The following is a 26849-nucleotide window of genomic DNA, read 5'->3' as shown; positions in this document are numbered from 1 at the left end:
CCGAATCACCCCAAACCCGACAGGAGTGCCTTGACGAAGGACATAGAGGCACCCCCACGGGGCGCTGTGGTACCGGCGTTTCCCCTTCCGGGTGACCGTCTCGTCGCTGGGGCGCCTGGGCAAAAGGCGGTGTGGCAGGCTGAGCCGGTGATTCGGTCGGTGGGGCAGGCATCGGGGGCGTTCCGCGATGGGCGTTGACGGGTGGGACGAGTCCGTCGGTGAGGGGACGACCTCGCCGCAGGTGCCCAGCCAGGGCGGGCGGGCCGCTGTGCCGGCGGCCGGTGAACCGCCGGAGGGGAACGTTCCGGCACAGCGCGACGGCAGGGTGCTGCCGCCGCCCAGGGAACTGCCGCCCGAAGACCGCCGGTTGATCGAGCGGATGCGGGCCGGCGACGACTCGGCGTACGCGGAGCTCTACCGCCGGCACGCGGACGCGGTACGGCGCTACGCGCGCACCTGCTGCCGGGACGGGCACACCGCCGACGACCTGACCGCCGAGGTGTTCGCCCGCATGCTGCAGGCGGTGCGCGGCGGGTCCGGGCCCGAGCACGCCGTGCGCGCCTACCTGCTCACCTCGGTACGACGGGTCGCCGCGCAGTGGACCAAGTCGGCCCGGCGTGAGCAACTCGTCGACGACTTCGCGCTGTTCGCGGCGCAGTCCGCGCGCGGCTCCGAGGTCTCCGACGACGACACGCTGAACCTCGGCGCGGATGTGCGCGCGATGCACGAGGCCGAGCAGTCGATGGCGATGCAGGCCTTCCGTTCACTGCCGGAGCGCTGGCAGGCCGTGCTGTGGCACACCGAGGTCGAGGACGAGTCGCCGAGCGAGGTGGCCGTCCTCTTCGGGCTGGACGCCAACGGCACCCGGGTCCTTGCCAGCCGGGCCCGTGAGGGCCTCAAGCAGGCCTACCTCCAGGCCCACGTGAGCGCCTCCCTCGTCGACGACGAGGAGTGCGCCCGCTACGCCGACCAGCTCGGCGGCTACGCCCGCCGCAAACTGCGGGTCCGGGCCGAGCGGGGGCTGCGCAAGCACCTGGAGGAGTGCGCCAGGTGCCGGCTGGCCGCCGCCCAGATCGAAGAGGTCGCGAGCGGTATCCCGGCCGTCGTACCGGTCGCGGTCATCGGCTGGTTCGGGGCCGCCGGGTACGCCAAGGCGCTCGGGATCGTCGCCGGGGGTGCCGGTGTGGGGGCCGCGGGTGCGGCCGCCGCGGCGAGCGGCTCGTCCGGCGGGGCGGGCGGCGGTGCCGGGGGCGCCGCGGCCTCGGAGGGGCTCGCGGGGCCGGTGAAGGCGGGTATCGCCGCGGGAGTGGTCGCGGCGGCGATCGCCGTGGTGGCCCTCGCCCTGACGAACGACGGCCACCCGGTCAAGGAGGCCGCCGGACCCACCCCGTCCGCGCCGGCCGTCCAGCCCGAGGCACCGACCCCCACCCCGTCGAAGAGGAAACCGGAGCCCGAGCCGGTCGCCCTCGCCCCGGAGCCGACCCCGACCCCCACCCCGACGCCGCCCCCTGCTCCAAGGCCTGCCCCGAGCCCGAAGCCGACCCCCACCCCGACACCCACGCCCACCCCGCCGAGACCGGCCCCCACGCCCACGCCGACGCCCACTCCGCCGCCCGCCCCGGTCGTCTACCAGTGGAGCGAGCTGCGCTTCGACGTCACCGGCGACGGCACCCGGCCCGAGATGCGGCTCGGCGACAGCAGCTGGGTGTGGCAGCGGTACGGCGTGACGGTCGCCGGCAAGGAGTACACGCCCGGCGTCACCGTGCACGGCCGGTCCTCCGTCACCATCGACCTCAACCGGCAGTGCACCGCCTACGACGCGATGGCCGGCGTCGACGACATGACCCTCGGCCTCGGCAAGGTCACGTTCGCGGTCTACGCGGACGGAGAGCCGCTGTGGCGGTCCGCGGTGGTCGGGGGCGGACAGGCCGCCGTGCCCGTCCATGTGGACCTGACCGGGCACCGGACCGTGCGTCTGGTGGTCGAACCGCAGGACGCCTTCGACACGGTGGCGCTCGCCGACTGGGCCGAGGCGAGGTTCACGTGCCGGTAGCGGCGGTCGGCGTGGCGCTCAGTTCGCGCAGGGCGTCCTCCTCGGTGAGCGAGGCTCCGCGCGAACGCTCGGCCGCGTAGCGCCGCGGGGTCAGCGCGGCACGGGCGGCCGCGTCGACCTCCTCGGCGCGGGTGCGCTCCGGCTCGGGGCGGACGCTCCCGGCGCGCCAGTGGTCGGCGGCGGCGTACAGCCGTACCGCTCCCGCCAGATCGCCGAGCCGGGCCAGCAGGTCGGCGCCGACGTCCACCAGGGCCGCCGTGATCACCTCGGCGCACCGGTACTCCACCGCCTCGCGCAGCCCGACGGCCACGATCGGCAGCGCCCGCGCGGGCCCGTGCTCCAGGGCCGTGAGCATGGCCTCGACGGAGCGGATCGCGGCCGTGAACTGCGGTGGCGCGGCGCCGGCCACCGCCGTGGCACGAGCGGCCTCGTAGCACTCCCGCGCCCGCACCAGGTCCCCGTCGTAGTGGGCCAGGATCGCCCGCAGCAGCGCCACGTACGCCTTCGACTCCGCCACCCCGTACCGGTCGGAGGCCTCGCCCGCCTGGTCCAGGGTGGCCCGGGCGGCCGCCCGGTCGCCGGAGCGGAAGGCGATCTCGGCGAGCCGCGCGAGCAGGAACGGCGTCTCCGCGTACGCGCCGACCTCGTGGGCGAGGCGCAGCGCCTCCCGGTACTCGCTCTCCGCCGCCGCGAACCGGCCGCGCGCCATGTCCGCCTCGCCGGCCGCGCTGCACACCTGGGCCCCCATCCAGCGGTCCCCGACCCGCCGGCTGAGGACGCGGAGCTCGGCCAGGTCCTCGTCGACGCCCCGCAGGTTGCCGGGTGAGTCGACCATGATGTGGGTGCGGTACATCAGGGTGACCCCGACCTCCCAGTCACCGCCGTACACCCGGCAGTTGTCGACCACCGCGGACATGTCCGGGGTGATGTCCACGGCGGAGCCGCCCAGGGTCCACGCGGTGAGCGGCCAGATGAGGCCCGGCATCCGGGCGGCCCGGGGACCGCCCGCCTCGAAGGCGGCCCGGACGAGCGCGACGTACCGCGGAGTCCGGTCGTCCGCCATCAGGTCCGGCTGGACGGACTCGGATGCCAGGAACAGGTCGAGCAGCCTGAGATCCATGCGCAGTTCGTACAGCGGGTGCCCGGCCTCGGCGTCCGGCGCGGCCAGGAACGCGCCCACGTGGTCCACCGCGTCGGCGAGCGCGCGCAGTTCGTCCGGGTCCGCGTCCTCGGGCAGGGCGTCCCGGGCGACGCCGAGGCGCAGGACCGCTCGGACCGAGGCCGTGGCCTCCTGGCGGTAGTTGCGCAGCCACCAGAACCAGCCGACGGCGAGGACGATCCGGCCCGCCCGCACCTCGTCGCCCGCGCGGAGCGCCCGGTCGAGGGCGGCGCGGATGTTGTCGAGGTCGGTCTCCAGGCGGCGGATCCAGGACAGCTGCTCGCCGGAGCGCAGTCTCGGCTCCGCCTCCTCCACCAGCGCGCACACCCACGCGCCGTGCCGCCGCTCGGCCGCCGCGCGCAGCCCGGGGACCTCCTCGGCACGCTCGACGGCGTACTCGTGGATGGTCTCCAGCATGCGGTAGCGCATCCCGCCGGTGCCGTCCGGGGCGGCGGTGATCAGGGACTTGTCGACGAGCGCGCCGACGAGGTCGGCGGCCGGTCCGGTGCACACGGCCTCCGCCGCCGCGAGGTCCCAGCCGCCGGCGAAGACGGACACCTCGCGCAGCATCGTCCGCTCCCGCTCGTCGAGCAGGTCCCAGGACCAGTCGACGACCGCGCGCAGGGTCTGCTGGCGGGGCAGGACCGTGCGGCTGCCGACGGTGAGCAGCCGGAAGCGGTCGTCGAGCCGGTCGGCGATCTGGCGGGGCGTCAGCAGCCGCAGCCGGGCCGCCGCGAGCTCGATCGCGAGAGGCAGTCCGTCCAGGCGCCGGCAGATCTCGTCGACCGCCGCCGAGTCGCCCGGCGCGGCACCGGCCCCTGTCCCGGTCCCGGGGCGGACGGCGGCGGCACGCTCCTCGAAGAGGCGGCGTGCCTGGTCGGGGGCGAGGGGCTCGACCGGGCGGACCGCCTCGCCGGGGACGCCCAGGGGTTCACGGCTGGTGGCGAGGACCGTGAGGCCCGGGCAGTGGGTGAGCAGGGTCTCGGCGAGGGCGGCCGCCGCCTCGATGACATGTTCGCAGTTGTCAATGATCAGGAGTTGGCTGCGCGGAGCGCAGTACTCGACGAGCAGGGCCGTGGGGTCGGTCTGCACGGTCGCCAGCTCGTTGGTCATGAGCACGGTCTCGCGCAGGCCGAGCGCGCTGACCACCGCGCCCGGCACCGCCTCGGGCCGGTCGAGCGGGGCGAGCTCGACGAGCCATGCCTGCGGGAGCCCGGCGGCGGCCTCCTCGGCGAGACGGGTCTTTCCGGAGCCGCCCGGTCCGGTGAGGGTGACGAGACGGGCTCTGTGCAATTCGGAACGAACGGCTTCGAGTTCGGGTTCCCGGCCCACGAAAGAGGTAAGACGCGGACGGAGGTTGCCGGTGCGGGGCGGGGGCGCCTGGAGCGGGGTTTCCTCCTGTGTGAGCAACGACGCGTGCAGCGCCTGAAGTTCCGGGCCGGGGTCGGTGCCGAGGCCTTCGGCGAGGGTGCGGCGGGCGGTCTCGTACGCGGCGAGGGCGTCCGCCGGGCGGCCGGTGTCGCGCAGGGCGCGGATCAGCAGGGCGTGCAGCGGCTCGTCGTACGGGTGGACCGTGGTGAGCTCGGTCAGTTCGGGTACGGCGCCGGCGGCGCGGCCGAGGCGGAGGGCGGCGTCGGCGCGGGCGCGGGTGGCTTCCAGCCGGAGGGCGTCCGGGCGGGCGGCGGCCGCGGTGCGGTCGGGGAGGTCGGCGAGGGCGGGGCCGCGCCAGAGGGCGAGGGCGTCGGTGAGGACGCGGTGGGCCGTCGCCGGGTCACCGGCTGCCAGGGCCTCGGTGCCCTCGCGCACCTGCCGCTCGAAGACGTACAGGTCGATGTCGGCCTCGGTCGCCGTCAGGCGGTAGCCGCCGGGTGCCGAGGCGATGCCGTCCCTGCCGAGGACCCTGCGCAGGCGGCCGACGAGGGCCTGGAGGGCGGCCGGGGCGTCCTGGGGCGGGTCGTCGTCCGCCGCCCAGATCTCCTCGATGAGCATCTCGGGGGTGAGGGTTCGGGCGGGGTGGAGGGCGAGCACGGTGAGCAGCGCGCGGAGGCGGGGGCCGCCGACGGGTATGGGCGTGCCCTGGTCGTCGCTGGCCTGGGTCACGCCCAGAATTCGGTACCGCACCGGGTCATTGTCGCCGGGGGCGGGGGAACGGGCACGGGGTTTCGACGCCGGGGGGTGCAGGTTGGCCGGGGTGGGGCCGGGGGCGGGAACACTTACCGGCGCTTGCAGGGTGCCGCTGCGCCCACCCGTGCCGCCCCAGCGGCACGACTGCCCGCAGCTCTCCAGCTGACACGGGCGGGTGCGGATGTGCAGGGCGCGGCTGGGAAGCGCCCCGTAAGGGGCGCGGGGAACTGCGCGACCAGCCCCCACCGGCCCGCGGCCCAAGCACAAGGGTCCCCGCCCGATGCGGGGCCTGGGGGCGGCAGCCCCCAGATACGGCGGCCCCTGGGAGGGTCACGCCCCCGACGCCAACGCCCCCCGCATCGGCCGGATCCCCGCAGGCACCGCCCGCGCCCGTGCCGGTGTCCCCGTCCAGCACGTGCCCCGGCGGGACAGGAGCCGGCGCAGCCACAGCTCCAGGGAGACCAGGTCCGCCAGCCCGTCCAGCGGCAACGGCTCCCCCGCGGCGGCCGAGCGCAGCGCCTTGCGGACCACCCGCGCCTCCACCAGGCCCGCCTGCGCCAGCAGCGGCGTCGAGAAGAGGGAGATCAGGTCGTCGGCCGCCACACGCAGCCCCGTGCGGGTGGCGGCCGCCGAGGACGCGTGGGAGGGGGCGCCCCAGCCCGGCGGGAGGTCGGTGACGCCGGCGCCCTCCAGGACCGTGCGGAGGATCGCGGCGCGGGCGCCCGGCTGGACGCGCAGCGCTTCGGGGAGGTCGCGGCAGGCGCGGACCACCTGGTTGTCGAGGAAGGGCGTGTGGAGGCGCTGGGAGCGGATCTCGGCCGCCTGTTCCAGGATGCGGATGTCGGCCGCGTGGCGGGCCAGCACCGCACGCGCGCGGTAGTCTCCGGGGCGCTGCCCGGGGCCGACGCCTGAGCGGTTCGCCGACCCCTGGAGCAGAACCGATACTTCAGCCAGCGCCTCGCCCGTCAGCCAGCGCGCCGCCGGGCCCGGTCTCGCCCAGGTGAGTGCCGCGAGGGACGCGCCCACCGCGCCTCCGGGGTCGTCGAACCGGCGCCGCAGCAGGCGCTCGGCGAGGGACTCGACGCCCGCGCGGTACGGCGTACGCGCCAGGCGCCGGGCCGCGCTGTACACGCGCGCGGAGACCATCACCGAGCCGTCGGCCTTGGCGAGCGCGGCGACCGGGCGGACGAGGTGGCGGCGCTTGCGGTCCATCAGCAGGTCGGCGAGACGGGCGGGGTGGGCGTCGAGGACCTGGCGGGCGCCGTAGCCGGTGAAGTGGTCGGCACTGCCGGCGGCGAGCCGGGCGCGGTGCCGGGCCGCGGAGATCAGGGACGGGCCCGGTTCGTCGGTGAGGGGGCCGTCGAGGTCGGCGTAGGGCAGCACCTCCTCGCCGCCGGTGACCACCACGTGGTGCAGGCGCGGGTTGGCGGCGAGGGTGCCCGCGCGTTCGAGTTCGGACTCGCGGCCGCCCACGGCCAGGTCGTTGAAGGTGACGGCGAGGAGGCGCTCGCCGGCGCCCGTGCCGTGGCCGAGGACCGTGCCGGGCATGCCGGGCAGGCCCGCGGCCAGCAGGGCCAGCGTCCCCGACGCTGGGCCGCCGGAGAGGTCGGCGCCGATGCCCGGGACCGGCATCCCACGCGCCGCGCGCCGCTCGGCGGGTCCCATGCCGGGTACCGGACCAGGGTCGATGTCCGGGACGTGCCGGGGTGCCGACAGCCGCGCGCGTACCGCCTCTACGAGCGCGTCCCGTACGGCGTCCACCGCGCGGTCGGGGTCGGCGGAGGGTGCCGCGACCGCGAGCGAGGCGACCTGCTCGTATCCGGCGACCTCGCGCGCCCCGGTGCGCAGGATCAGCGCATGCCCCGGCGGGATGCGCCGCACGCCCTCGTACGGGGTCGAGTCGTGCAGCGCGGCCGGTACGTCGGGGGCGGCGAGGAGGGCCGCGAGATGGCCGTAGTCGAGGTTGGCCTCGATGAGGTCGGCGAGCGGCAGCGCGGCCGTGGCGTAGGCCGTACCGCCTGCCCAGGGGCTGTAGAAGACCGGGCGGGCGCCCGCGAGGTCGCCGCAGACGGTGACCCGGCGGCCGACCTGGACGACGGCGGTGTAGCTGCCCGGCCAGGCGGTCAGATGCCGGAGTGCGCCCCCGCGCGCCGTGAAGAGGCCGAGCCGCAGCTCCTCGTCGGTGGCGCCGCAGGTGCCGAGGACGGCGATGCGGTTCTGCGCGTCGGCCTTGATGACGCGGACCTCGTCGGGGCGCCAGTCGCCGACCGCCCAGAGCGGGTCGGGGTCACCCCACAGGAGCTGGGAGCCGACGGGGTGGACGGTCTCGCCGTCGTAGCCCATGGCGCCGGCGGAGCCGATCGTGGCGGCACCGGAGATGGTGCTGCTCCATCCCACCAACCACCGCATCGACGCCTCCACAGGCTGTGGACAACCATGCACGGTACGAACCGGGTCCCCATGCTGCCATGAAGGGCGCGGTCCGGTGGGGCGGTGGGGCCGCCTTTGATCCCCGGAAGATGTCAGGTGGTTGCCGTGGAGTTGCCGCAGGACGGGCCACGCGCGCGTGCCGCGGAAGGGTCGCGGCGGGAGCCGACTGCCGTACGGCACCGGGCGGCTGCGACGTGAATGCGCCCCCTGTACGCTCCCCAAAAACGCCGTTCGCGCCCTCAATTGCCATGGTAGGAGCGTTGAGTCGCCGAAAAAGGTGGGGTCGATTTTCGGCCAAATCGGCGACGGCCGCGCGGACTTGCGCACGCTCCGTACATGCCTTGCGCATCGCACGCGTGCGTGCCCGGACGCGCACAGTCCGGGAGGCGGGCATCGCCTCCCGGACCGGTCCGCCACCCGCGGGGATGAAGGTGGCGGTGTCCCCCAGCCCACTGGATCCAGTACAGCGGGCCGACCCACGCATCAGCCATGGAACCGCTCCCCAGTTGGCCGGAGAAGAGCGCACGGACGGGCGCACGGCCACACGGCGGGGGCACGTCGCGACAGGCCGTGCACGGTGCGTATATGGGCCGCACTCGCGTACGGACCACAATCCCGCCATCCGGAACAATGCCCCTTAACGCTTGGGATGCGGCGAACTACGCTGGGTTTACGAATGCCGCGTGGTTATGCCAGCGCGGCAGCCGTCTGTGTCGAGGGGTGGCTCATGTCCAGGGAGCAACGCGGGCCGAACGAAAAGCTCGGCGCCGTTCTCGCCCTCGCGGGAATCAGCAACGCAGGACTCGCGCGGCGCGTCAACGATCTTGGCGCTCAACGCGGGTTGACTCTTCGCTACGACAAGACGTCGGTGGCGCGCTGGGTGTCGAAGGGCATGGTGCCGCAGGGCGCCGCGCCACACCTCATCGCCGCCGCGATAGGCCAGAAGCTCGGCCGCCCGGTGCCGCTCCACGAGATCGGCCTGGCGGACGCGGATCCCGCCCCCGAAGTGGGCCTCGCCTTCCCACGGGACGTCGGCCAGGCGGTACGGTCGGCGACCGAGCTGTACCGCCTCGACCTCGCCGGCCGCCGGGCCGGCTCCGGCGGCATCTGGCAGTCGCTGGCCGGTTCGTTCGCAGTGAGCGCATACGCAACCCCCGCCTCTCGGTGGCTGATAACCCCCGCCGACAGCTCGGTCGCGCGCGAGGCGAACACCGTGGACGGGTCGGGCGCACCGCTCAAAGTCGGCCACAGCGACGTGCAGAAGCTGCGGGAGGCCGCCGAGGACGCCAGACGCTGGGACTCCAAGTACGGCGGCGGCGACTGGCGGTCCTCGATGGTGCCGGAGTGTTTACGTGTGGAGGCGGCACCGCTGCTGCTCGGCGCGTACTCCGACGAAGTCGGGCGGGCGCTGTTCGGGGCGAGTGCCGAACTGACGCGGCTGGCCGGGTGGATGGCCTTCGACACCGGACAGCAGGAGGCCGCGCAGCGCTACTACATCCAGGCGCTGCGGCTCGCCCGCGCGGCGGCCGACGTGCCGCTCGGCGGGTACGTGCTGGCATCGATGTCCCTGCAGGCGACGTACCGGGGCTTCGGCGACGAGGGCGTCGACCTCGCGCAGGCCGCCGTGGAGCGCAACCGCGGGCTGGCGACCGCGCGGACCATGAGCTTCTTCCGGCTGGTCGAGGCGCGGGCACACGCGCGTGCGGGTGACGCGCAGGCCGCGGGGGCGGCGCTGAAGGCGGCGGAGGGCTGGCTGGAGCGGGCGCGGGAGGGGGACAACGATCCCTCCTGGCTCGGTTTCTACGGCTACGACCGGTTCGCCGCGGACGCGGCCGAGTGCTACCGGGACCTGAAGGCCCCGCGGCAGGTGCGGCGCTTCACGGAGCAGGCCCTCTCCAAGCCGACGGAGGAGTTCGTGCGGTCGCACGGACTGCGGCTGGTGGTCTCGGCCGTCGCCGAACTGGAGTCGGGCAACCTCGACGCGGCCTGCGAGCAGGGGGTGCGGGCCGTGGAGGTGGCCGGGCGGATATCGTCCGCGCGGACGACGGAGTACGTGAGGGATCTGCTGCACCGGCTGGAGCCCTACGGGGACGAGCCGAGGGTGGTGGAGCTGCGGGAGCGGGCGCGGCCGCTTCTCATGGCGCCGGCGTGAGAGTCGCCCAGTCGTCTGTCGGGTTCGGTGCGGGTGCGTCGGGGCCGGCCGCGCAGTTCCTCCCCGAGCCTTCGGCCGGGGGTACCCCCAGCGCCCCTTTGGGGCGCGCTGCGGGACCCGGCGTTTGAAAGTGATGTCAGTGGCGCAGTGCACTATCGACGTGGGAGGTGGTGCAGGTGTCTGCCGGGGTTGCGTACGACTGTGATGTGCTCGTCGTCGGGGGTGGGATCGTCGGGCTGTCCACCGCGTATGCGGTCACCCGTGCCGCGCCCGGGACCCGGGTCACCGTGCTGGAGAAGGAGGCCGGGCCGGCGAGGCACCAGACGGGGCGGAACAGCGGGGTCATCCACAGCGGGATCTACTACCGGCCCGGGTCGCTGAAGGCGCGGTACGCCGTCAAGGGCGGCGCGGAGATGGTCAAGTTCTGCGCGGAGTACGGCATCGCGCACGCCGTCACCGGCAAGCTGATCGTCGCCACCGAGCGGGCGGAGCTGCCCCGGCTGCACGCGCTCGTGCAGCGCGGCCGGGAGAACGGCATACCGGTGCGGGAGCTCGGCGCCGCCCAGATCGGTGAGTACGAGCCCGAGGTGCGGGGGCTCGCCGCCATACACGTCGGGACGACCGGGGTGGCCGACTTCGTGGGCGTCGCCCGGCAGCTCGGGGAGGCCTCGGGGGCGGAGATCCGATACGGCGCCCGGGTGGTCCGCGTGGACCGGCGCCCGGAGCGGGGCGTGGCCGTGCTCACCTCGCGCGGCGACGTCGTACGCGCGCGCGTGCTGGTCAACTGCGCGGGGCTGTACTGCGACGAGGTCGCCCGGCTGACCGGGGACGAACCGGGGATGCGGATCGTGCCGTTCCGCGGGGAGTACTACGAGCTGGCGCGGCCGGAGCTGGTGCGGGGGCTGGTGTACCCGGTGCCCGACCCGGCCTTCCCGTTCCTCGGCGTGCACCTCACCCGAGGGATCGACGGCGGCGTCCACATCGGCCCCAACGCGGTGCCGGCCCTGGCCCGGGAGGGGTACGGGTGGAACGTCGTACGGCCGCGGGAGGTCGCCGGGACGCTGGCCTGGCCGGGGTCCTGGGCGCTGGCGCGGCGGCACTGGCGGTACGGGGGCGGGGAAATGCTCCGGTCGGTGTCGAAGAAGGCGTTCACGAAGGCCGTACGGCGGCTGCTGCCCGCCGCGGAGCAGAGTGACCTGGTGCGGGCGGCCGCGGGGGTGCGGGCGCAGGCCGTGCTGCGGGACGGGACGCTCGTCGACGACTTCCTGATCAAGGAGGGGCCGCGCGCGGTCCACGTGCTGAACGCGCCCTCGCCCGCGGCGACCGCCTCGCTGCCGATCGGGCGGGAGGTGGCCCGCAGGGCGCTGGAGACGCTGGGCTCGGTGTGACCCCGTCTGCCGTCCCGCGGGGGCCGTAAAATCGACGCACTGTGTCTGACTCCCGCAACGCCCCCGAAGCCCCCCGGCCCGCCGAGACCGATCCCGCCGAGCACGTCCCCGGTGCGCACCCCGACCACCTCCCCGGGGTGTCCGTCCGGCACACCCGGGCCAAGGGGGAGCCGCGCTTCCCGGACGGGCCCCAGGCCGACCCGGCCGGGTCGCACTTCGAGCGGCGGATCCGCAGTTTCCAGCCACGCCGCAGCCGGGTCACCGCCGGGCAGGCCGACGCGCTGCAGCGGCTGTGGCCCAAGTGGGGCCTGGACATCGACGGGCAGCGGGTCCTCGACCTCGGCGAGCTGTTCGGCAACGACGCCCCCGTGGTGCTGGAGATCGGCTTCGGGATGGGCGAGGCGACCGCGCAGATGGCCGCCGAGGATCCCGGCGTCAACATCCTCGCCGTCGACGTGCACACGCCGGGCCAGGGGAACCTGCTCAATCTCGCCGACCAGAGCGGACTGTCCAACGTCCGCGTCGGGAACGGCGACGCGATCATCCTGCTCCGGGAGATGCTGACGCCGGACTCGCTGGACGGGCTGCGCGTGTACTTCCCGGACCCCTGGCCGAAGAAGCGGCACCACAAGCGGCGGCTGATCCAGCCGGAGTTCCTGGATCTCGCCGCGACCCGGCTGCGGCCCGGGGCGATCGTGCACTGCGCGACCGACTGGGAGCCGTACGCCGAGCAGATGCTCGAAGTGCTCGACGCCCACCCGGAGTTCGAGAACACGCAGGCAGACGGCGGTTTCGCACCACGTCCGGCGCACCGGCCGCTGACCCGTTTCGAGGGCCAGGGACTGGACAAGGGACATGTGGTGAACGATCTGCTCTTCCGTCGCGTACAGCACCGGGTGCCGCAGAGCGAGCAGCACCGTCAGGAGTCACCTCGTTAGGGTCGATGCCGTGGCCACCTCCCCGCCGCCGTACTCGCCGTACCCGCAGTACCCGTCGCAGCCACCGCAGCCGGCGTATCCGCCGGACGCCGTCGGCGGTGGTGGTCTGCGGCATCCCCGCTGGTGGCAGCGGCGCTGGGTGCGGTACGGGGCGCTGAGCACGCTGCTCGCCCTCTCCGGTCTGGTGATCCTCGCGCTGGTGCAGGAGCAGACGGGGACGGAGGGGTTCCTGGTCGGTCTGGGGCTCGCCGTGCTGCCCGTGCCGCTGCTCGTCGGCGCGTTCCGGTGGCTGGACCGGGTGCAGCCCGGCCCGTGGCGCAACGTGCTGTTCGCCTTCGCCTGGGGCGCCTGCGCGGCCGCGCTGATAGCCATCGTCGCCAACAGTTTCGCGACGCGGTGGATAGCGACGGCGACCGCGGACCCGAGCAGCGCGGACACCCTCGGGGCGACCGTGATAGCGCCGGTCGTCGAGGAGTCGGCGAAGGCGGCGGCCGTGCTCCTCGTGTTCCTCTTCCGCCGGCGGGACTTCACCGGGATCGTCGACGGGGTGGTGATAGCCGGGGTCACCGCCACCGGGTTCGCGTTCACCGAGAACATCCTCTACCTCGGTACGGCCTTCGGAACCGACCAGCTGACCGGGGACAGCGGGATCGCCTCCGTCACCGCCGCGACGTTCTTCGTGCGCATCGTGCTCTCCCCGTTCGCGCATCCGCTCTTCACCGTCCTCACCGGCATCGGCTTCGGCATCGCCGCGCTCTGCGGGGAGCGGCAGCGGGCCCGGCGCGTGCTGGTGCCGGTGGCCGGGCTGCTGCTCGCGATGAGCATGCACGCGTTCTGGAACGGCTCCTCGACGTTCGGGCGGTACGGGTTCTTCGCCGTGTACGGCATGTTCATGGTGCCGGCGTTCGGGCTGCTGACCTGGCTGGCCGTCTGGACGCGGCAGCGGGAGCTGCGGACCGTACGGGAGGAGCTTCCGGCGTACGTCTACGCGGGCTGGCTGGGGGCGGCCGGGCCGTTCGTGCTCGGGTCGATGCGGGCCCGGCAGCTGGCCCGGGAGTACGCCGCGTACCACTTCGGGAAGGCGGCGGGGCGGGCGGTCACGGAGTACGAGTGGTACGCGACGGCGCTGGCGCTGCTGCGGCGCCGGGGGCAGCGGGGCCGGGCCGGAGCCGACTTCGTGGCGCGGGAGCGGGAGCTCCTCACGGAGCTGTGGAGCCGGCGGGAGCTGGTGCGGCCGGCCCTGGAGTACGCGGCACGGACGGCCGCGCCGGGCGGATGGCCGGGATACGGCGGGTACGCGCCCGCGGCTTACGGGGCGGCGGTGCCGTATCCCGCCTACAACCCGTACCGGAGTTAGGGCTTCGGGTCGCGCGGGGTGCGGCACCGCCGGGATGCGCCGTGCAGGCTGAGTGCCGTTGCGGCGGAAAGAAAGAGACGCGGGAACGGAAAGGGAGAACGAGCGCGCGGAAGCCGTCAGGCGGAAGCCGCTGTCAGCTTCGTCAGTTCCTCGTCCGTCAGGTTCAGGTCCGCCACGCCCAGCAGGGGCGGGAGTTGTTCGAGGGTGCGGGCCGAGGCGATCGGGGCCGTGATGGTGGGCTGGGCTGCCAGCCAGGCCAGGGCGACCGTGGGGATCGGGGCCTCGTGGGCCGCGGCGATCTCGTCCAGGGCCGCCAGGACCTTCTGGCCGCGCTCCGACTCGGCGTACTGGGCAGCTCGGCCCGCTCGCGCGCTGTCGACCGTCGTACCGGGGCGGTACTTGCCGGTGAGGAACCCGGCGGCCAGCGCGAAGTAGGGGACGGCCGCGAGGCCGGTGCGGGAGGCCAGGTCCTGGAGGGGGCCCTCGTAGGTGTCGCGGGAGACCAGGTTGTAGTGGGGCTGGAGGGCGACGTACCGGGCGAGGCCCTCGCGGTCGGAGAAGTCCAGCGACTCCTGGAGCCGTTCCGGCGTGATGTTGGAGGCGGCGATGTGCCGGACCTTGCCCGCCCGCACCAGCTCGTCCAGCGCTCCGATGATCTCCTCGACCGGGATCTCGGGCTGGTCGAAGTGCGTGTAGTACAGGTCGATGTGGTCGGTGCCGAGACGGCGCAGGGACGCGTCGGCGGCGGCCTTGATGTTGGCGGCGGACAGGCCCTGGTACTCGGGGTGCTGGCTGACCTTCGTCGCGATGACGACGTCGTCGCGGTTGCCGCGCGCCTTGACCCACCTGCCGATGATCGTCTCGGACTCGCCGCCCTTGTTGCCCTCGATCCACGCCGTGTACGAGTCGGCGGTGTCGACGAAGTTGCCGCCCGCGGCGGTGTACGCGTCGAGGACGGCGAAGGAGGTCGCCTCGTCGGCGGTCCAGCCGAAGACGTTGCCGCCGAGGGCGAGCGGGAACACCTCCAGGTCGGAGGCGCCGAGCTTACGGAGGGAAGCGGAAGCGGAAGAAGCACTCATGCTTCACTCCAACACGCGTCGCCCGCCACCCCATGCCGACGCAACACGAAGTTCTCGTAAAGGCGCCCGCCCCGTACCGCCCCGGGGTCAGGGGTTGAGGCCCTTGCCGCGCAGCCAGGTCATCGGGTCGATGGCGGAGGCCTGGCCGTTCGGGTGGACCTCCAGGTGGAGGTGTGGGCCGGTGACGTTGCCGGTGGCGCCCACGCGGCCGATGACGTCGCCGGTGGCGACCTTCTGGCCGACCTTGACGGCGATCGAGGACTGGTGGCAGAACCACAGCTCGGTGCCGTCGTCGAGGGTGATGATCGTCCGGTAGCCGTAGGAGCCGGCCCAGCCCGCCTCGGTGACCGTGCCGCTGTGTATGGCCTTGATCAGCGTGCCGGTGGGCGCGGCGAAGTCGAGCCCGGTGTGGTAGCCGGAGGCCCACATGGAGCCGGCCTGGCCGAAGGTGCCGGTGATCGTGTACGAGACGACGGGCAGCGCGTACTGCTTGGCCAGCTCGGCGAGGCGGGCCTGCTCGGCCTTCTCCTTCGCGGAGGCCTCGGCCTTCTCCTTGGCGTCGGCGGCCTTGGCGGCGGCCGCCTTCTCCGCCTTGGCCTCGGCATCCGCGACCGCCTTGTCGGCGGCGGCGACGGCCTGGGCGCCGGCCTTGGTGTCGAGCTGGCTCTGCTGCTGCGCGGCCTGGGCGATGATCCGGCTGCGCAGTGCCTCACCGGCGTCGGACGAGGAGGAGTCCGCGTCGGTGGCGGTCCTGGTGACGCTGCTGAGCGCGGTCTGGGTGGCCTGGTGACCGCTGCCCTCGCCGAGCAGGGAGCTGACGGAGGAGGGCAGGTCGGGCAGGGAGATGGAGACCGGCGGCTTGCCGGTGTTGGCGCTGGCCATGCCGCCCGCGCCGACGGCGGCGATGACGCCGACGCCGAGAACCGTGGAGCTGCGGGCGAGCCCGCCGCCCTTCTGCTTGGCGACCCGGTGTCGGCCGCGGACCGCGGAGAGGGACTCCTCGGTGGGGTTCCACTCTTCGAAGGGGCCTTCGTCGGTGCGGTAGCCGCCGTAGCCGAAGGTGTCGGGCTGGCGCTGGCTGGGCACGAACGGGGCTGTCGGAGCAGGCGGGTTGGACGCCACGCGGGCGCACTCCTTTCCTTCCGCCGCCTACCGGGTTAGCTGACGGGTTCGGAGCGGGAAGGTCTCCTACGCGCGTATACCGGCCGTTTCGTACCCGGCGGCAGCCGTGCGATTCACCCCAAGGTGGTGGTTCCCCGGTTCCCTTGCGGGATTCGGCGCGTGCGCACGGAGCCGTCGCGGGTGACGGCTGGGACGACCGCGCTGCGTTATCGAACGTTAATAGACCCGGCTGTCAGATTCCAAGCCGTTCGCCTTGATCATTAAGCTTTCAAAGCCTGGACTTACCTGCCACAACAGGTCAAAAACGGTCGAGTCGACGGTGCGCGCTGATCGGCTCAGGAGTCACACAGGTTTTGACGGTGACTCAGTTGTGATGCGGAGAGCCGCCGTCCGAACACCGAAAGTGACCACGGTCGTCGCCGGGCATGACGCAGGGCCAGAATCCTTGAACATGGATTCCGGCCCTGCGTTTCAGTAGCGGGGACAGGATTTGAACCTGCGACCTCTGGGTTATGAGCCCAGCGAGCTACCGAGCTGCTCCACCCCGCGTCGGTGACACCAGCATACGCCATCCGAAGAGTGGGAGTCACACGGGTTAAAGCTCGCGGGTCTGTGGCCGCGTTCCGGTGGGGGCCGGCCGCGCACCGGCGAAAGCGCCGCAGCCCCTCCTCGGTCTCCCCCTCAGCCGAGAAGATGCCCGTTCGGTGCCTTCGCCTCCCCCTCGTACTCCCCGAGCACCAGCACCTCCGCCCCGGCCTCCCGCAGCGCCCCCGTGCCGTCGGCCGCCGTCACGAACGTGTCCGGCTCGCGCCACGCCGTCACCACCCGGCGCACCCCCGCCCGCAGGACCAGCTCGGCGCAGGGGTGCGGGCGGGAGGCGCGGTGGGTGCAGGGTTCGAGGCTGGTGTAGACCGTGGCCGTGGCCAGCCGGGGGTCGTCCGCGGGGATCTTGGCCAGGGCCGCCTCCTCCGCGTGGACCACGGGGTCGCCGGCCTCCCGGGAGTGGCCGCGGGCCAGTTCCGTGCCGTCGGCCGCGACGACCACCGCGCCCACGCTGAACGCGGTCCGGGAGGGCGGGCACTCGGCCGCCAGTGCGCAGGCGAGCCGCAGCCAGTGCCGGTCCGCGGCGGACGCCGACCCGCCCGTGCCGGGGGCCGTGGGCTCGTAGCGCATCAGGACGACGTCCTCGATCCGGCGGGTTTCCACGAGCCGCAGCCGCCCGGCCTGGTACCCGCCGGGACCGAACAGCCGCGGCGCCTTCGGGTCGCCGACGAGGAGGGGGGCGAGGACCAGCTGGAGCTCGTCGGCCAGGCCCTGCTGGAGGAGCTGGGTGTGGACGGTGCCGCCGCCCTCGACCATCAGACGCCGTACGCCCCGTACGTCGTGCAGGTGCTCCAGGAGCTGCCGCCAGTCGAGCTCGGCACCGAGGGAGACGACGTCGGCGGCGATCCCGAGGGCGCGGGCCCGCTGTGCCCCCTCGTCCGTCGTGTACACGATCTTCTCGCCGCCGGTGTGCCAGAACCTCGCGTCCGGGTCGAGGTCGCCGGTCGCGGTGACCGTGACCTTGAGGGGATACTCGGGCCGGCCGGCGGCGGTCCGGGCCGCGCGCCGCTCCGGGGAGTTCACCAGGAGCCGCGGGTTGTCCGCGCGGATGGTGCCGGCGCCGATCAGGATGGCGTCGACGGAGGCCCGTACCTCGTCGACGCGGTCGAAGTCGGCGGGCGAGGAGAGCAGGAGCCGGTCGGTGCCGGTGTCGTCGAGGAAGCCGTCGAGGGAGACGGCGGCGGACAGCAGGACGTGGGGGTACGGCATCGGACGCGGCTCACTCTCGACTGCCCTGACACGGACGCTTGGTTAAAGTTTGAAACAAAACTACACTGGTGCCATGACGACTCGCTGGCTCACTCCGAAGGAGCAGCGCGCCTGGCGCGCCTACATGGCGGCGACGCACCTCCTGGAGGACGCGATCGACCGGCAGCTCCAGCAGGACGCCGGCATGCCGCACCTGTACTACGGCATTCTGGCCAACCTCTCGGAGGCGCCGGAGCGCAAGCTGCGCATGACCGATCTCGCCGAGAAGTCAAAGATCACCCGGAGCCGGCTGACGTACGCCGTGACCCGGCTGGAGAAGGACGGGCTGATCCGCCGCGAGGACTGCCAGTGGGACAAGCGGAGCAGCTTCGCCATCCTGACGGACGAGGGCATGACCGTGCTGGAGCGCACGGCGCCGGGCCATGTGGAGACGGTGCGGGCGGCGGTCTTCGACCACCTCTCCGCCGAGCAGGTGGAGCAGCTGGAGGAGATCAGCTCCGTGATCGCGCGGGCGCTGGAGGGTGACGAGTCGACCCCGCGGCCGACGCCGGACGAGCTGCCGTGGCGGCGGCGGTCGTCCCCCTGTTCCGGATCGTGAACTCGATTTCCCGAAACCGTACGGAAATCTGTTGCTTCAAATTTAAAGCATGAGGTAGGGTTCCAGCCGTGGATCTGCTTCAAATCTGAAGCAGACACCCGCGACGTCCCGTACCGGGACTGCCGTCCTGCACCCGGACACTGGAGAACCCGATGACCGACTTCCCCGCCGCCACCCAGCGCGCCCGCGTCCGGGTCCCGCTGCGCTTCGCCGACGGCTACAGCGTCGACACCGAACTCGTCACGTTCCACGGCCTGACCGACGGCCAGGAGCACGTCGCCGTCGTCCTGGGCGAGCCCGCCCCCGGCGCCCTCCCGCTGGTGCGCCTGCACTCCGAGTGCCTGACGGGCGACGTCTTCGGCTCGGCCCGCTGCGACTGCGGACCCCAGCTGCGCGAGGCCGTCGAGCGCATCGCCGAGCGCGGCGGCGTGCTGCTCTACCTGCGCCAGGAGGGCCGCGGCATCGGCCTCTACAACAAGCTCGACGCCTACGCCCTCCAGGACCAGGGCCTCGACACCTACGAGGCGAACGCCGCCCTCGGCCTGCCCGAGGACGCCCGCGACTACACCGCCGCCGCCCAGATGCTGGCCGCCCTCGGCATCACCGACCTGGACCTGCTCTCCAACAACCCCGACAAGGCGGAGCAGTTGCGCGGCCTCGGGGTCACCGTCCGCGACCGCGTCCCGACCGGCGTCTTCAGCACCGCCCACAACGTCCGCTACCTGCGCGCGAAGGTCCTGCACACCCAGCACACGCTGCCCCTGGCCGAGCTGACGGAGCTCAACGCGGGCTGAGCGCCGACCGGCGCACTGCGGCTCCGGCCCGCGACCTGAATACTGAAAGTCTCCGTCCGGATTGCCCGGAAAGATCTTGATCATGACTACGCGAGACGTCGCCGAGAAGTTCTTCCGTCTGCTGGCAGGCGGAGACCTGGACAAGGTCGCGGCGGTCTTCGCCGACGACATCGACTGGTACGTTCCCGGGTCCGCGTCACTGCCCTGGACGGGGGCGCGCACCAAGCGCAGCGAGGTAGCCGACTGTTTCAGGACGCTCGGTACGCACATCGTGCCCGAGAAGAACGTGGACGACATCGAGGCGCTTCTCGTCGACGGCGACCACGCGGTCATGCTGGGACGGTTCACACGGGTCGCGAGGGGCACCGGCCGGACGTACATCACCCCGGTCGCCATGCACCTCCAGGTGGCGGACGGCGAGATCGTCAAGCTGCACCTCTACGAGGACACCCTCGCGGTAGCCGAGGCATACGCCGAGTGAGCGGCCCCGGCCGTACGTCGATCGGCGCGGGCGTACGCGCGCTGCGCTGCGTTGCCCTCCGTGCGGGTCAGGTCTAGCGTGAGGGAAGCGGCAACCGGCGCCATCTGCCGCGAGGCACCACGCCGCCAAGGGAAAACGGTTCCCGAGCCTCCACGGCGACCGCCCTGACCCTGGTCGCAGCCAACCGGTATTCCACGGGCGGATTTGACGCGCGTCCGCGCCGACCGGCGCCCGGAGGTCGATGTGCTTCCCACGCGACACAAGACTGCAACCATCAAGGGCCAGGAAGTCTTCTACCGCGAGGCCGGCCCCGGCGACGCACCGGTCGTGCTGCTGCTGCACGGATTCCCGAGCAGCTCCCACATGTTCCGCCATCTCGTCCCCGCGCTGGCCGACGACTATCACGTGATCGCCACCGACCACATCGGCTTCGGCCACTCCGCCATGCCCAAGGCGGACGCGTTCGACTACACCTTCGACAACCTCGCCGGCATCACCGCCGGACTCCTCGACCACCTGGGCATCAAGCGCTTCGCCATGTACGTGCACGACTACGGAGCACCGATCGGCTGGCGCCTTGCCACCAGCCCTTCGTTCGACGTCAGCGCGATCATCACGCAGAGCGGCAACGCCTACATGGAGGGCTTCACCAAGCCCTTCTGGGACGACCTGTTCGCGTACGCCGCCGATCCTGGCCGCGAGACGGAGCCGGGCGCGCGGGCCAAACTCAGCGCTGCCACGACCCGTTGGCAGTACGAGAACGGCGCCCCCGACGCGAACCTGGTCAGCCCGGACACCTGGACCCTCGACCAGCTCCTGCTGGAACGGCCCGGCAACGACGAGATCCAGTTGGCGCTGTTCCGCGACTACCCGACGAACATCGAGGGATACCCGAGGCTGCAGGAGTACTTCCGTACCAGTCAGGTGCCTCTGCTCGCGGTGTGGGGCCAGGGCGACGAGATCTTCGGGCCGGACGGCGCACGGGCGTTCTCCCGTGACCTGCCGGAGGCAGAGGTCCACCTGTTGCCTGCGGGGCACTTCGCCCTGGAGACGCACCTGGACGCGATCAGTGGGTACATCCACGGCTTCCTCGGACGCGTCCTCACGTGAATCCTGATCCCCCGACACGACGGAGCGGCACGGGAGGCGCCGCAGGAGAGGTGGCGTGGTGGCCACGTTGACAGCAGTGAACGTCGGGATGCCGCAGGACGTGCCCTGGCACGGAAGGACCGTGCACACCGGCGTCTACAAGCAGACCGTCGACGGGCCCCGGATGGTCCGGCGGCTGAACATCGACGGGGACGGACAGGGCGATCTGGGCGGGCACGGCGGTGAGCAGCGTGCCGTCCTGGTCTACCAGACCGACTCCTACCGCTACTGGGCGAAGGAGCTGGGCCGCGACGACCTCGTCCCCGGGCAGTTCGGGGAGAACTTCACCGTGGACGGGCTGCCCGACGACGAGGTCTGCATCGGGGACCGCTACCGCATCGGGGAGGCCCTGTTCGAGGTCACCCAACCCCGCGTGACCTGTTACCGGGTGGGACTGCGCATGGGTGAGCCGCAGATGGCCGCACTGCTCGTGGCCCACCACCGCCCCGGCTTCTACCTCCGCGTCATCGAGGAGGGCGAGGTCGAGGCCGGGCAGGCGATCACCAAGGTCTCCACCGGCCCGGAGGCGATGACCGTCGAAGAGATCGACGGGGTGCTCTACCTGCCCGGACACACCCGCGAACAGGTCGAACGGGCCCTGCGGATCCCCGCGCTCAGCCCCGGCTGGCAGAGTTCCATGCAGACCCTGCTGGACCAGGCCGACGGCGAGGGCGGCGCCTCCTCGGGCAGTGCCGGACTGAGCACCGCAGCCACCGCACCGCCGCCCGCCTGGCCGGGCTTCCGCCCGCTGACGGTCACGCACATCCGGTCCGAGAGCCGCACTGTGTTCTCCCTGCACCTGGCCGCCGCGGACGGCTCGGCGCTGCCGGCCGCGCTGCCGGGCCAGTTCCTCACCGTCAAGGTCCGGCCCGAGGGCGGCGTGCCACCCCTGATCCGCAGTTACTCCCTGTCCGGCGAGCCGGGCACCGGCGCGTACCGGATCAGCGTGAAGGTCGAACCGCACGGCGCCGCGAGCAACGAACTGCGCGCCCACATCCGGGTCGGTGACCAACTGGAGGCCGCCGCGCCCCGTGGCACCTTCTACCTGACCGCCGGCGACAATCCGGTGGTGCTGCTGTCGGCCGGGGTCGGCGTCACCCCCGTCCTGGCCATGCTGCACGCCCTCGCCCGCGACCGCTCCACCCGTCAGGTGTGGTGGCTGCACGGAGCCCGCGACGGCACCGAGCACCCCTTCGCCCGGGAAAGCCGTGACCTGATCGCCGCCCTCCCCAACGCACGGTCGACCGTCTACTACAGCAGGCCGGCCGCCGGCGACCGGCTGGGCGTGGACTATGCGGAAGGGGGCCGCCTCTCGGCCGAGCCCATCCGCCGGCTCGGCCTGCCGTCCGACGCCGACGCGTACCTGTGCGGCCCAGCGTCCTTCATGGACAGCCTCACCGCCGCGCTCGTGGCCGACGGCCTCGACGCCTCCCGCGTCCACACCGAGATCTTCGGCGCGGGCGCCGCCCTCACCCCCGGGATCAAGGGTGCGGCCACCGCGCCCGCGCCCCACCGGCCGGCGGGTCCGCCCGGCACCGGCCCCGAGGTCTCCTTCGCCCGCAGCGGCCTCAGCGTCCCCTGGGACGACGCCCGGGATTCCCTGCTGGAACTCGCCGAAGCCTGCGACGTCCCCGTCCAGTGGTCCTGCCGCACCGGGGTCTGCCACACCTGCGAACTCGCCCTCATGTCCGGCACCGTGGACTACTCACCCGACCCCGTCGAACCCCCCGCCCAGGGCAACATCCTCATCTGCTGCTCGAAACCCGCCGGAGACGTCGTCCTCGACCTGTGAGCCAGGGCGGTGGTGAACCTCCGGCGGGCGGTGTGACGGGCCCAAGAACGCCACAGCGCCCGACCCGGCCGAAGCCGAGCCGAGCGCTGCACGGCAGGTCAAAGGGGGTAACCCCTTCCTCGCATCCGTAGGCCGTGTGGGACTCGAACCCACAACCAATGGATTAAAAGTCCTGGCCAAAGCTTGCTGGGTGGGTCCGGGCGGTTCTTCGGTGTCCGGAACCACCCGGTCAGGACATGTTCGGCGTGATCTTCGGTCCGGTCCCTGACGGCCGCTGCCATCTCGTCCGCTCACGCATCGCTCACGTAAAAAGGTCGACTGAACAGCACTTTCGGCGTCGGCGCCGCTTTCCGGACTCAATCTGCGGCGGATACGTCCGCGTCTGCCAGACACCGCCGGCTGGTGCAGCAGGTACTGCCCTGCTCCGGACAGAGACGAGCTGTTCTTACGCTCCAGGAGCCCTGCTCATGGCGCTAGGTTTGTTCAACGCTCAGGTGAGGTGAGCACGACGCGGGCTGCCATTGCGCGGTCTGCTTCCTCGGTGTGCACGAACAAGCCCATCAGGGCGTTAGCGGCAGCGAGGGGCTTCATCTGGTCGACCAGGGCTCGGTAGTACTGGACAAGGGCGGATTCCAGAGGAGCATTGCTGTCACCAACGGTCTCGGCACCTACATGCAGGCCCCTCAACGCAAACGGCAGGGTGGAAGGCGCGATCCAGGGCTGGACAAGGACTTGCAGCGAGAGTGCTCGGAGGTTGCGCTGTTGGTGCGAGGGCGGTGTGGCTCGGTGCAACCCGCTGTAGGCAGCGCTGAGCCATCCTGTGGCCTCGTGTGGAAGGGCCTCGATGGTGTGGAAGGCGGCGTCGAGGGCGAAGGCTGCGGTCTCTGCCGCGTCGGACCATGCGGAGGGCCGGGACAGGGCAACGGCGACCGCCTTGGCCTGCCAGCTCTCTGCCAGCGCTGCGGTGCGATAGAGGTCCGTGGAGAAGGGGATATCGACGTAGTGGTTGCGCAGCAACTCAGCCTTGATCAGCAGCGCATCCTCGGGTGTGGTCAGGCCGGCATCGAGGCGGGCGTCGATGAGCGCGAGTGTGCCGAACGCTGGCACGCCTTCGGACAGCGCGAGGGCCCGCAGAATCCGATCGTCACACCACAAGGCAAGGCGGTGCTCTTTGGCGTAGTCGAGGGCCGTGAGCCACTGCGCGGAGCTCCGGCCCGCGGGCAGAGGCGGAAGGCTGCGCAGTTCCGGCCGGGGTACCCGGGAGATCGCTCGAAAGATCTCGACCAAACGTGCTGAAGTGGCACGTAGTTGGGCGAGGCCCTCGGCAGAGGCTTGAAGGACGGCCGCTCGGGAGCTCTCTTCGTCCCAGTCAAAGGACATGTCAGATCGCAGCGCGATTGATTCCTTCGCGTGAAGGGCGTCGGTGAGGAGTTGGTCGGTTGTCACGAGTGACCGGGGGTGGCCCATGAGCTGCTCGGCCACGCCTGGCTCCAGCAGGGCGAGGGTGACGGCTGCACTCGTGTCGACAACCACCCGCCCCTTCTGAGCACCCCGAGCAGCATCGCCCTCTGCTGGGTTGAGAAGTACATCGGCTGCATAGACATGCGGACGCTCCGCGGTGGGGCGCAGTAGGACTTCGGCATAACTACGGCCGGAGGTCAGCGTGAGAGCGCCGGCGGGCAGTTCACCAGCAGCGGTCTTGTCGTGCAGCTTCTTAAAGTTCTTGGCGTTCTCGTGGAAACGTCGCAACTCCTCGGCGACGTTCCTGAGGGGGTCTTCGTCGGGTCCGAGCGTGACAGCGCGGAAGACGGTGCTGTCAGGGAAGCGCTCCAGGAAACTAGCCGTGGCGGTACCGAGCTGTTCACTTTCTCGGGCGGACAGGGGTTGCGCAGGCTTGGCGGCGCGCCAGTGCAACATGGCAAGGATCTTGCCGACCAGGTCACCGTCGTCCTGCCAGCGTTGCGTCAGAGTGAGTGCCCGACCGATGAACTGAGGGTCAGCGGAGAACCGCGCCCCCAGCATGACCCACAGGGCTGTCTCGTCCGGGGTCCGTGGGTCAAGCGGCTGACCAAGCTCAGTGAGGGTCTGCCAAGCTTGATCCAGGAGCGCCCGTTCCGTATAACACTTGGCCAGAGCCCAGCGGGCGTTGGCGTCCAGGGGGTCGAGTTCGAGAAGGCTCAGGGCAGCATCCGTGGCTCGGTCGATGCGTCCGTCGGCGAACTCGGCCTCGAAGAGCAGTGCGTACATGCGACCTTGCCCTGCCCAGCCGGATCCGGCCATTCGCAGTGCATCTTGTGCGCACTCGCGGGCGGAGGGGTAGTCCTTGGTCTCCTGGAACAAGCCCGCAGCCATAGCCATCAGGCGAGCATCGTGCCACTGGGCGGCACCGTTCTTCAGGGTTTCAGCTGCCAGGCCGATGTCTCCGCCGCGGTGGTAGCTCTCGGCGAGCTTGACCACGATTGCCGGGCTCTTGGTGATGTTGGCGCGCAGCAGTGCCTGCGGATCGTCCTCGCCGGCATGCAGCGCCCGGGCGAGCAGCGTCAGTTCTTGGACGCGGTCGGGGAAGACGGCTGCAAGGTGTTGAAGGTCGGGCAGGTCCGCTCCCGCCGAGACCAGGCCAGCCGCGGCCGTGAGCTGTTCTCCCTCCGTGCTCGCGGCTTCCCACACCCTCTGCCATAGCTCTTTCGCATCGGCCGTGGCCTCGTCTTGCGCTGCCCTGGATTCTGCGAGAACCGCCGCGACATGAGCACGCCCGAATCCCTCGGGCATTCGCCGCACCAGTTCCTCGGCTTCCCGCCACCGACCCGTCAGGGCGGCAACCAAGGCAGTCTGCTCCTGCATACGGGCGTCTTCTGCCTCGTACTGCTCGGCTTCCCCCTCCGGAGACGGCTGCGTCAGCTTCCACGCCAGGGCCATGTCCTCGCTCATCACGGCGGCCTGCACCGCCAGCACGGCCGCTTCGGCGCTGCCCCCGAACCAGGAACGGCGGCTGTTTCTCACGCGAATGGCTACGGCCAGGGCCTCCTGGCCGTAGCCAAGCCTGTTCGTGGTGTGGCTGTGGTGTGCGTATTCCAGAAGCGCCCTGGCCAATGCCATGCCGGCACCACTGGACGCCTCGTCCGTCGCCCGCAATACAGCCAGTCCTTCATTCGGCCGCTCAAGACGGAACAGTGCCTTGGCCTCCAACTGGGCCTTGATGGCCGACGCCCGCGCATGGTGCGGCTCCCACTGCCTGAGATTCTCCAGCCCGCTGGACCAGTCGCCGTCCAACAAGCGGCGCAGTGCCGCCAGCAGCGGGGACAAACTGCTGTCCTCGTAGTTGGCAAGGTAGCGGCCCGCAGCTTCGTCCGTGCCGTCCTCCTCCTGCAGCACCGCCAGCACTGTGTAGTAGTCCCGGGGGTGTCCCCCCTCGCGCAGGCACTGCTCGAAAAAGTGCCGGGCTGCGCCAGGAGTGTCGTAGTCGGCGGCGAGGTGTCCGAGCCATGCGTACGCGTCCGCAGGAGCGTCCTTAAGCCACGCCGGTTCCGTGTCGGCCCACTGCCGAAGGACTTCACCGCGCGTGCGTCCGGCACCAGACAGAGTCCCCATTACCTTCGTCACGCCAGGCCACGACGTGGCCAGGAGAAGTGCATCCTTGGCAGTCCAGGGACTGAGCGTGCGTACATCCTTCTCAAGATCGTTGCGGCCTCGCACGTCTTGTTGCAGTTCCTGGAGCTGGTCTCGGGTCTTCTGCCCGTCCTCCTGGGTGGTCTGTCGCCCCCAGCCGCCGACGAGCAGTGCAGCCTCCGAGGGATCGGCAGCGCGTACCGACTCCTCCATAATGATCTGCAGGACCCGCAGCGCATTGTTACGGCGATCCTCGGCGCTGTTACCAGGCATGACGAATGCGAGGCGTCCGGCGGCCTGGTCGAGAGATGACTCGGTGCAATCGCGCAACTGTGCGGCGGTGTCCTTACGTGCCAGCCACACCCGCAGCGATTTTGCAGATATAGCAATCCCTGCCGCTTTAGCCCTTTTAGCCGCAGCACGTGCCACTTTGGGCCTACGGATGACCTTCTTGAAACCGCTCATCCCAAGCTTGCTGGCCCAGGGCGTGGCTGTCTTCGCCAACACCGCAGGAGTGATCAGATCCACGCGTCCCTCCCCAACAGGGCGCAGGGGCACACAATCCCGACGCCTCACGAATGGACCCTACTGCGGGGGTCTGACAACGACCTCGATCTCTGTGTGCATGCACTCGGGCCTGCATTTCGGGCTGGCGAACGAGGTCTACCCCACCGCGCCTGAGGTTCCCCCGCTGTGCGGGGCGGCTGACTAGCCGGTCAGGGCGGTTTGACGTGGTTTCAGGTTCACTTGTTCGGTCGCTGCCTGGTCGGCGTAGTGCTTCTCCTCGTACTCGATCGGGCTGAGGTAGCCGAGCC

The 26849-nt window shown here is 71.8% G+C and carries 16 protein-coding genes, 1 tRNA gene and 1 riboswitch; of the genes, 10 read left to right on the top strand and 7 right to left on the bottom strand.

What is annotated here, in order from left to right:
* Positions 1–187 precede the first annotated feature (187 nt).
* Positions 188–2053 (top strand): sigma-70 family RNA polymerase sigma factor, encoded by a 1866-nt coding sequence (locus tag JF597_RS43695; protein WP_294009878.1) that lies wholly within the window; start codon positions 188–190, stop codon positions 2051–2053.
* Here JF597_RS43695 and JF597_RS43690 read toward each other — a convergent pair.
* Positions 2040–5333, bottom strand: coding sequence for a BTAD domain-containing putative transcriptional regulator (locus tag JF597_RS43690; protein WP_294009875.1), 3294 nt, complete (start codon positions 5331–5333; stop codon positions 2040–2042). The two genes, JF597_RS43695 and JF597_RS43690, sit on opposite strands and share 14 nt — an antisense overlap.
* 333 nt (positions 5334–5666) lie before the next feature.
* Entirely contained in the window at positions 5667–7745 is a 2079-nt protein-coding gene (locus JF597_RS43685) for an asparagine synthase-related protein (RefSeq protein ID WP_294009872.1), read from the bottom strand.
* A 748-nt stretch (positions 7746–8493) separates the two neighbouring features.
* Between JF597_RS43685 and JF597_RS43680 the strand changes: the two genes are divergently transcribed.
* The 4 genes from JF597_RS43680 (at position 8494) to JF597_RS43665 (ending at position 13601) form a co-directional block, all read left to right on the top strand.
* Positions 8494–9918 carry an MFS transporter gene (locus tag JF597_RS43680; protein WP_294009870.1) on the top strand — a complete coding sequence of 475 codons (1425 nt, stop codon included), beginning with the start codon at positions 8494–8496 and terminating at the stop codon, positions 9916–9918.
* A gap of 167 nt (positions 9919–10085) precedes the next feature.
* Complete coding sequence (gene lhgO, locus JF597_RS43675) at positions 10086–11306, top strand: L-2-hydroxyglutarate oxidase (RefSeq protein ID WP_294009867.1); 1221 nt, start codon at positions 10086–10088, stop codon at positions 11304–11306.
* A gap of 41 nt (positions 11307–11347) precedes the next feature.
* Positions 11348–12244 (top strand): tRNA (guanosine(46)-N7)-methyltransferase TrmB, encoded by an 897-nt coding sequence (gene trmB / locus JF597_RS43670; protein WP_294009864.1) that lies wholly within the window; start codon positions 11348–11350, stop codon positions 12242–12244.
* A 10-nt stretch (positions 12245–12254) separates the two neighbouring features.
* Positions 12255–13601 (top strand): PrsW family intramembrane metalloprotease, encoded by a 1347-nt coding sequence (locus JF597_RS43665; protein ID WP_294009862.1) that lies wholly within the window; start codon positions 12255–12257, stop codon positions 13599–13601.
* Positions 13602–13717: 116 nt separating this feature from the next.
* Here JF597_RS43665 and JF597_RS43660 read toward each other — a convergent pair whose 3' ends face one another.
* The 4 genes from JF597_RS43660 to JF597_RS43645 all read right to left on the bottom strand — a co-directional run bounded on the left by JF597_RS43660 (position 13718) and on the right by JF597_RS43645 (position 17614).
* Positions 13718–14680, bottom strand: a complete 963-nt coding sequence (locus tag JF597_RS43660; RefSeq protein ID WP_294009859.1) for an aldo/keto reductase — start codon at positions 14678–14680, stop codon at positions 13718–13720.
* Positions 14681–14767: 87 nt separating this feature from the next.
* The gene (locus tag JF597_RS43655) at positions 14768–15802 is read right to left on the bottom strand and encodes a M23 family metallopeptidase (RefSeq protein WP_294009855.1); all 1035 of its coding nucleotides are present in this window, start codon (positions 15800–15802) and stop codon (positions 14768–14770) included.
* Positions 15803–15809: 7 nt separating this feature from the next.
* A riboswitch (cyclic di-AMP (ydaO/yuaA leader) is annotated at positions 15810–15970 on the bottom strand.
* 307 nt (positions 15971–16277) lie between these two features.
* Positions 16278–16351 (bottom strand) — tRNA-Met (locus JF597_RS43650).
* A 132-nt stretch (positions 16352–16483) separates the two neighbouring features.
* On the bottom strand, positions 16484–17614 hold the full coding sequence (locus JF597_RS43645; protein WP_294009852.1) for a dihydrofolate reductase family protein: 1131 nt from the start codon (positions 17612–17614) through the stop codon (positions 16484–16486).
* 73 nt (positions 17615–17687) lie between these two features.
* Here JF597_RS43645 and JF597_RS43640 point away from each other — a divergent pair, with 73 nt between their 5' ends.
* From JF597_RS43640 to JF597_RS43620, 5 genes are all read left to right on the top strand, one after another.
* Positions 17688–18212 (top strand): MarR family transcriptional regulator, encoded by a 525-nt coding sequence (locus tag JF597_RS43640; RefSeq protein WP_294009849.1) that lies wholly within the window; start codon positions 17688–17690, stop codon positions 18210–18212.
* Positions 18213–18364: 152 nt separating this feature from the next.
* A complete protein-coding gene (gene ribA / locus JF597_RS43635; RefSeq protein WP_294009846.1) occupies positions 18365–19006 on the top strand; it encodes a GTP cyclohydrolase II in 642 nt (213 codons plus the stop codon).
* Positions 19007–19088: 82 nt separating this feature from the next.
* A complete protein-coding gene (locus JF597_RS43630) occupies positions 19089–19487 on the top strand; it encodes a nuclear transport factor 2 family protein (protein WP_294009844.1) in 399 nt (132 codons plus the stop codon).
* A gap of 243 nt (positions 19488–19730) precedes the next feature.
* A complete protein-coding gene (locus tag JF597_RS43625) occupies positions 19731–20597 on the top strand; it encodes an alpha/beta fold hydrolase (RefSeq protein WP_294009841.1) in 867 nt (288 codons plus the stop codon).
* Between the two features lie 55 nt (positions 20598–20652).
* Entirely contained in the window at positions 20653–22428 is a 1776-nt protein-coding gene (locus JF597_RS43620) for an MOSC and FAD-binding oxidoreductase domain-containing protein (protein ID WP_366916524.1), read from the top strand.
* Between the two features lie 483 nt (positions 22429–22911).
* Here JF597_RS43620 and JF597_RS43615 read toward each other — a convergent pair whose 3' ends face one another.
* Positions 22912–26562, bottom strand: coding sequence for a hypothetical protein (locus JF597_RS43615; protein WP_294009838.1), 3651 nt, complete (start codon positions 26560–26562; stop codon positions 22912–22914).
* Positions 26563–26849: the final 287 nt, after the last annotated feature.

Origin of the sequence: Streptomyces sp. (genome assembly GCF_019510245.1) — a bacterium.
In the GTDB taxonomy this organism is placed as follows: Bacteria; Actinomycetota; Actinomycetes; order Streptomycetales; family Streptomycetaceae; genus Streptomyces.
This window is presented reverse-complemented; position numbering and strand designations above follow the sequence as displayed.

Excerpts from the sequence above, each read along its gene's own strand:
- JF597_RS43695 (WP_294009878.1), top strand. The coding sequence starts at position 188 with ATGGGCGTTGACGGGTGGGACGAGTCCGTCGGTGAGGGGACGACCTCG.
- JF597_RS43685 (WP_294009872.1), bottom strand. The coding sequence starts at position 7,745 with ATGCGGTGGTTGGTGGGATGGAGCAGCACCATCTCCGGTGCCGCCACG.
- JF597_RS43680 (WP_294009870.1), top strand. The coding sequence starts at position 8,494 with ATGTCCAGGGAGCAACGCGGGCCGAACGAAAAGCTCGGCGCCGTTCTC.
- JF597_RS43660 (WP_294009859.1), bottom strand. The coding sequence starts at position 14,680 with ATGAGTGCTTCTTCCGCTTCCGCTTCCCTCCGTAAGCTCGGCGCCTCC.
- JF597_RS43645 (WP_294009852.1), bottom strand. The coding sequence starts at position 17,614 with ATGCCGTACCCCCACGTCCTGCTGTCCGCCGCCGTCTCCCTCGACGGC.
- JF597_RS43640 (WP_294009849.1), top strand. The coding sequence starts at position 17,688 with ATGACGACTCGCTGGCTCACTCCGAAGGAGCAGCGCGCCTGGCGCGCC.
- ribA (WP_294009846.1), top strand. The coding sequence starts at position 18,365 with ATGACCGACTTCCCCGCCGCCACCCAGCGCGCCCGCGTCCGGGTCCCG.
- JF597_RS43630 (WP_294009844.1), top strand. The coding sequence starts at position 19,089 with ATGACTACGCGAGACGTCGCCGAGAAGTTCTTCCGTCTGCTGGCAGGC.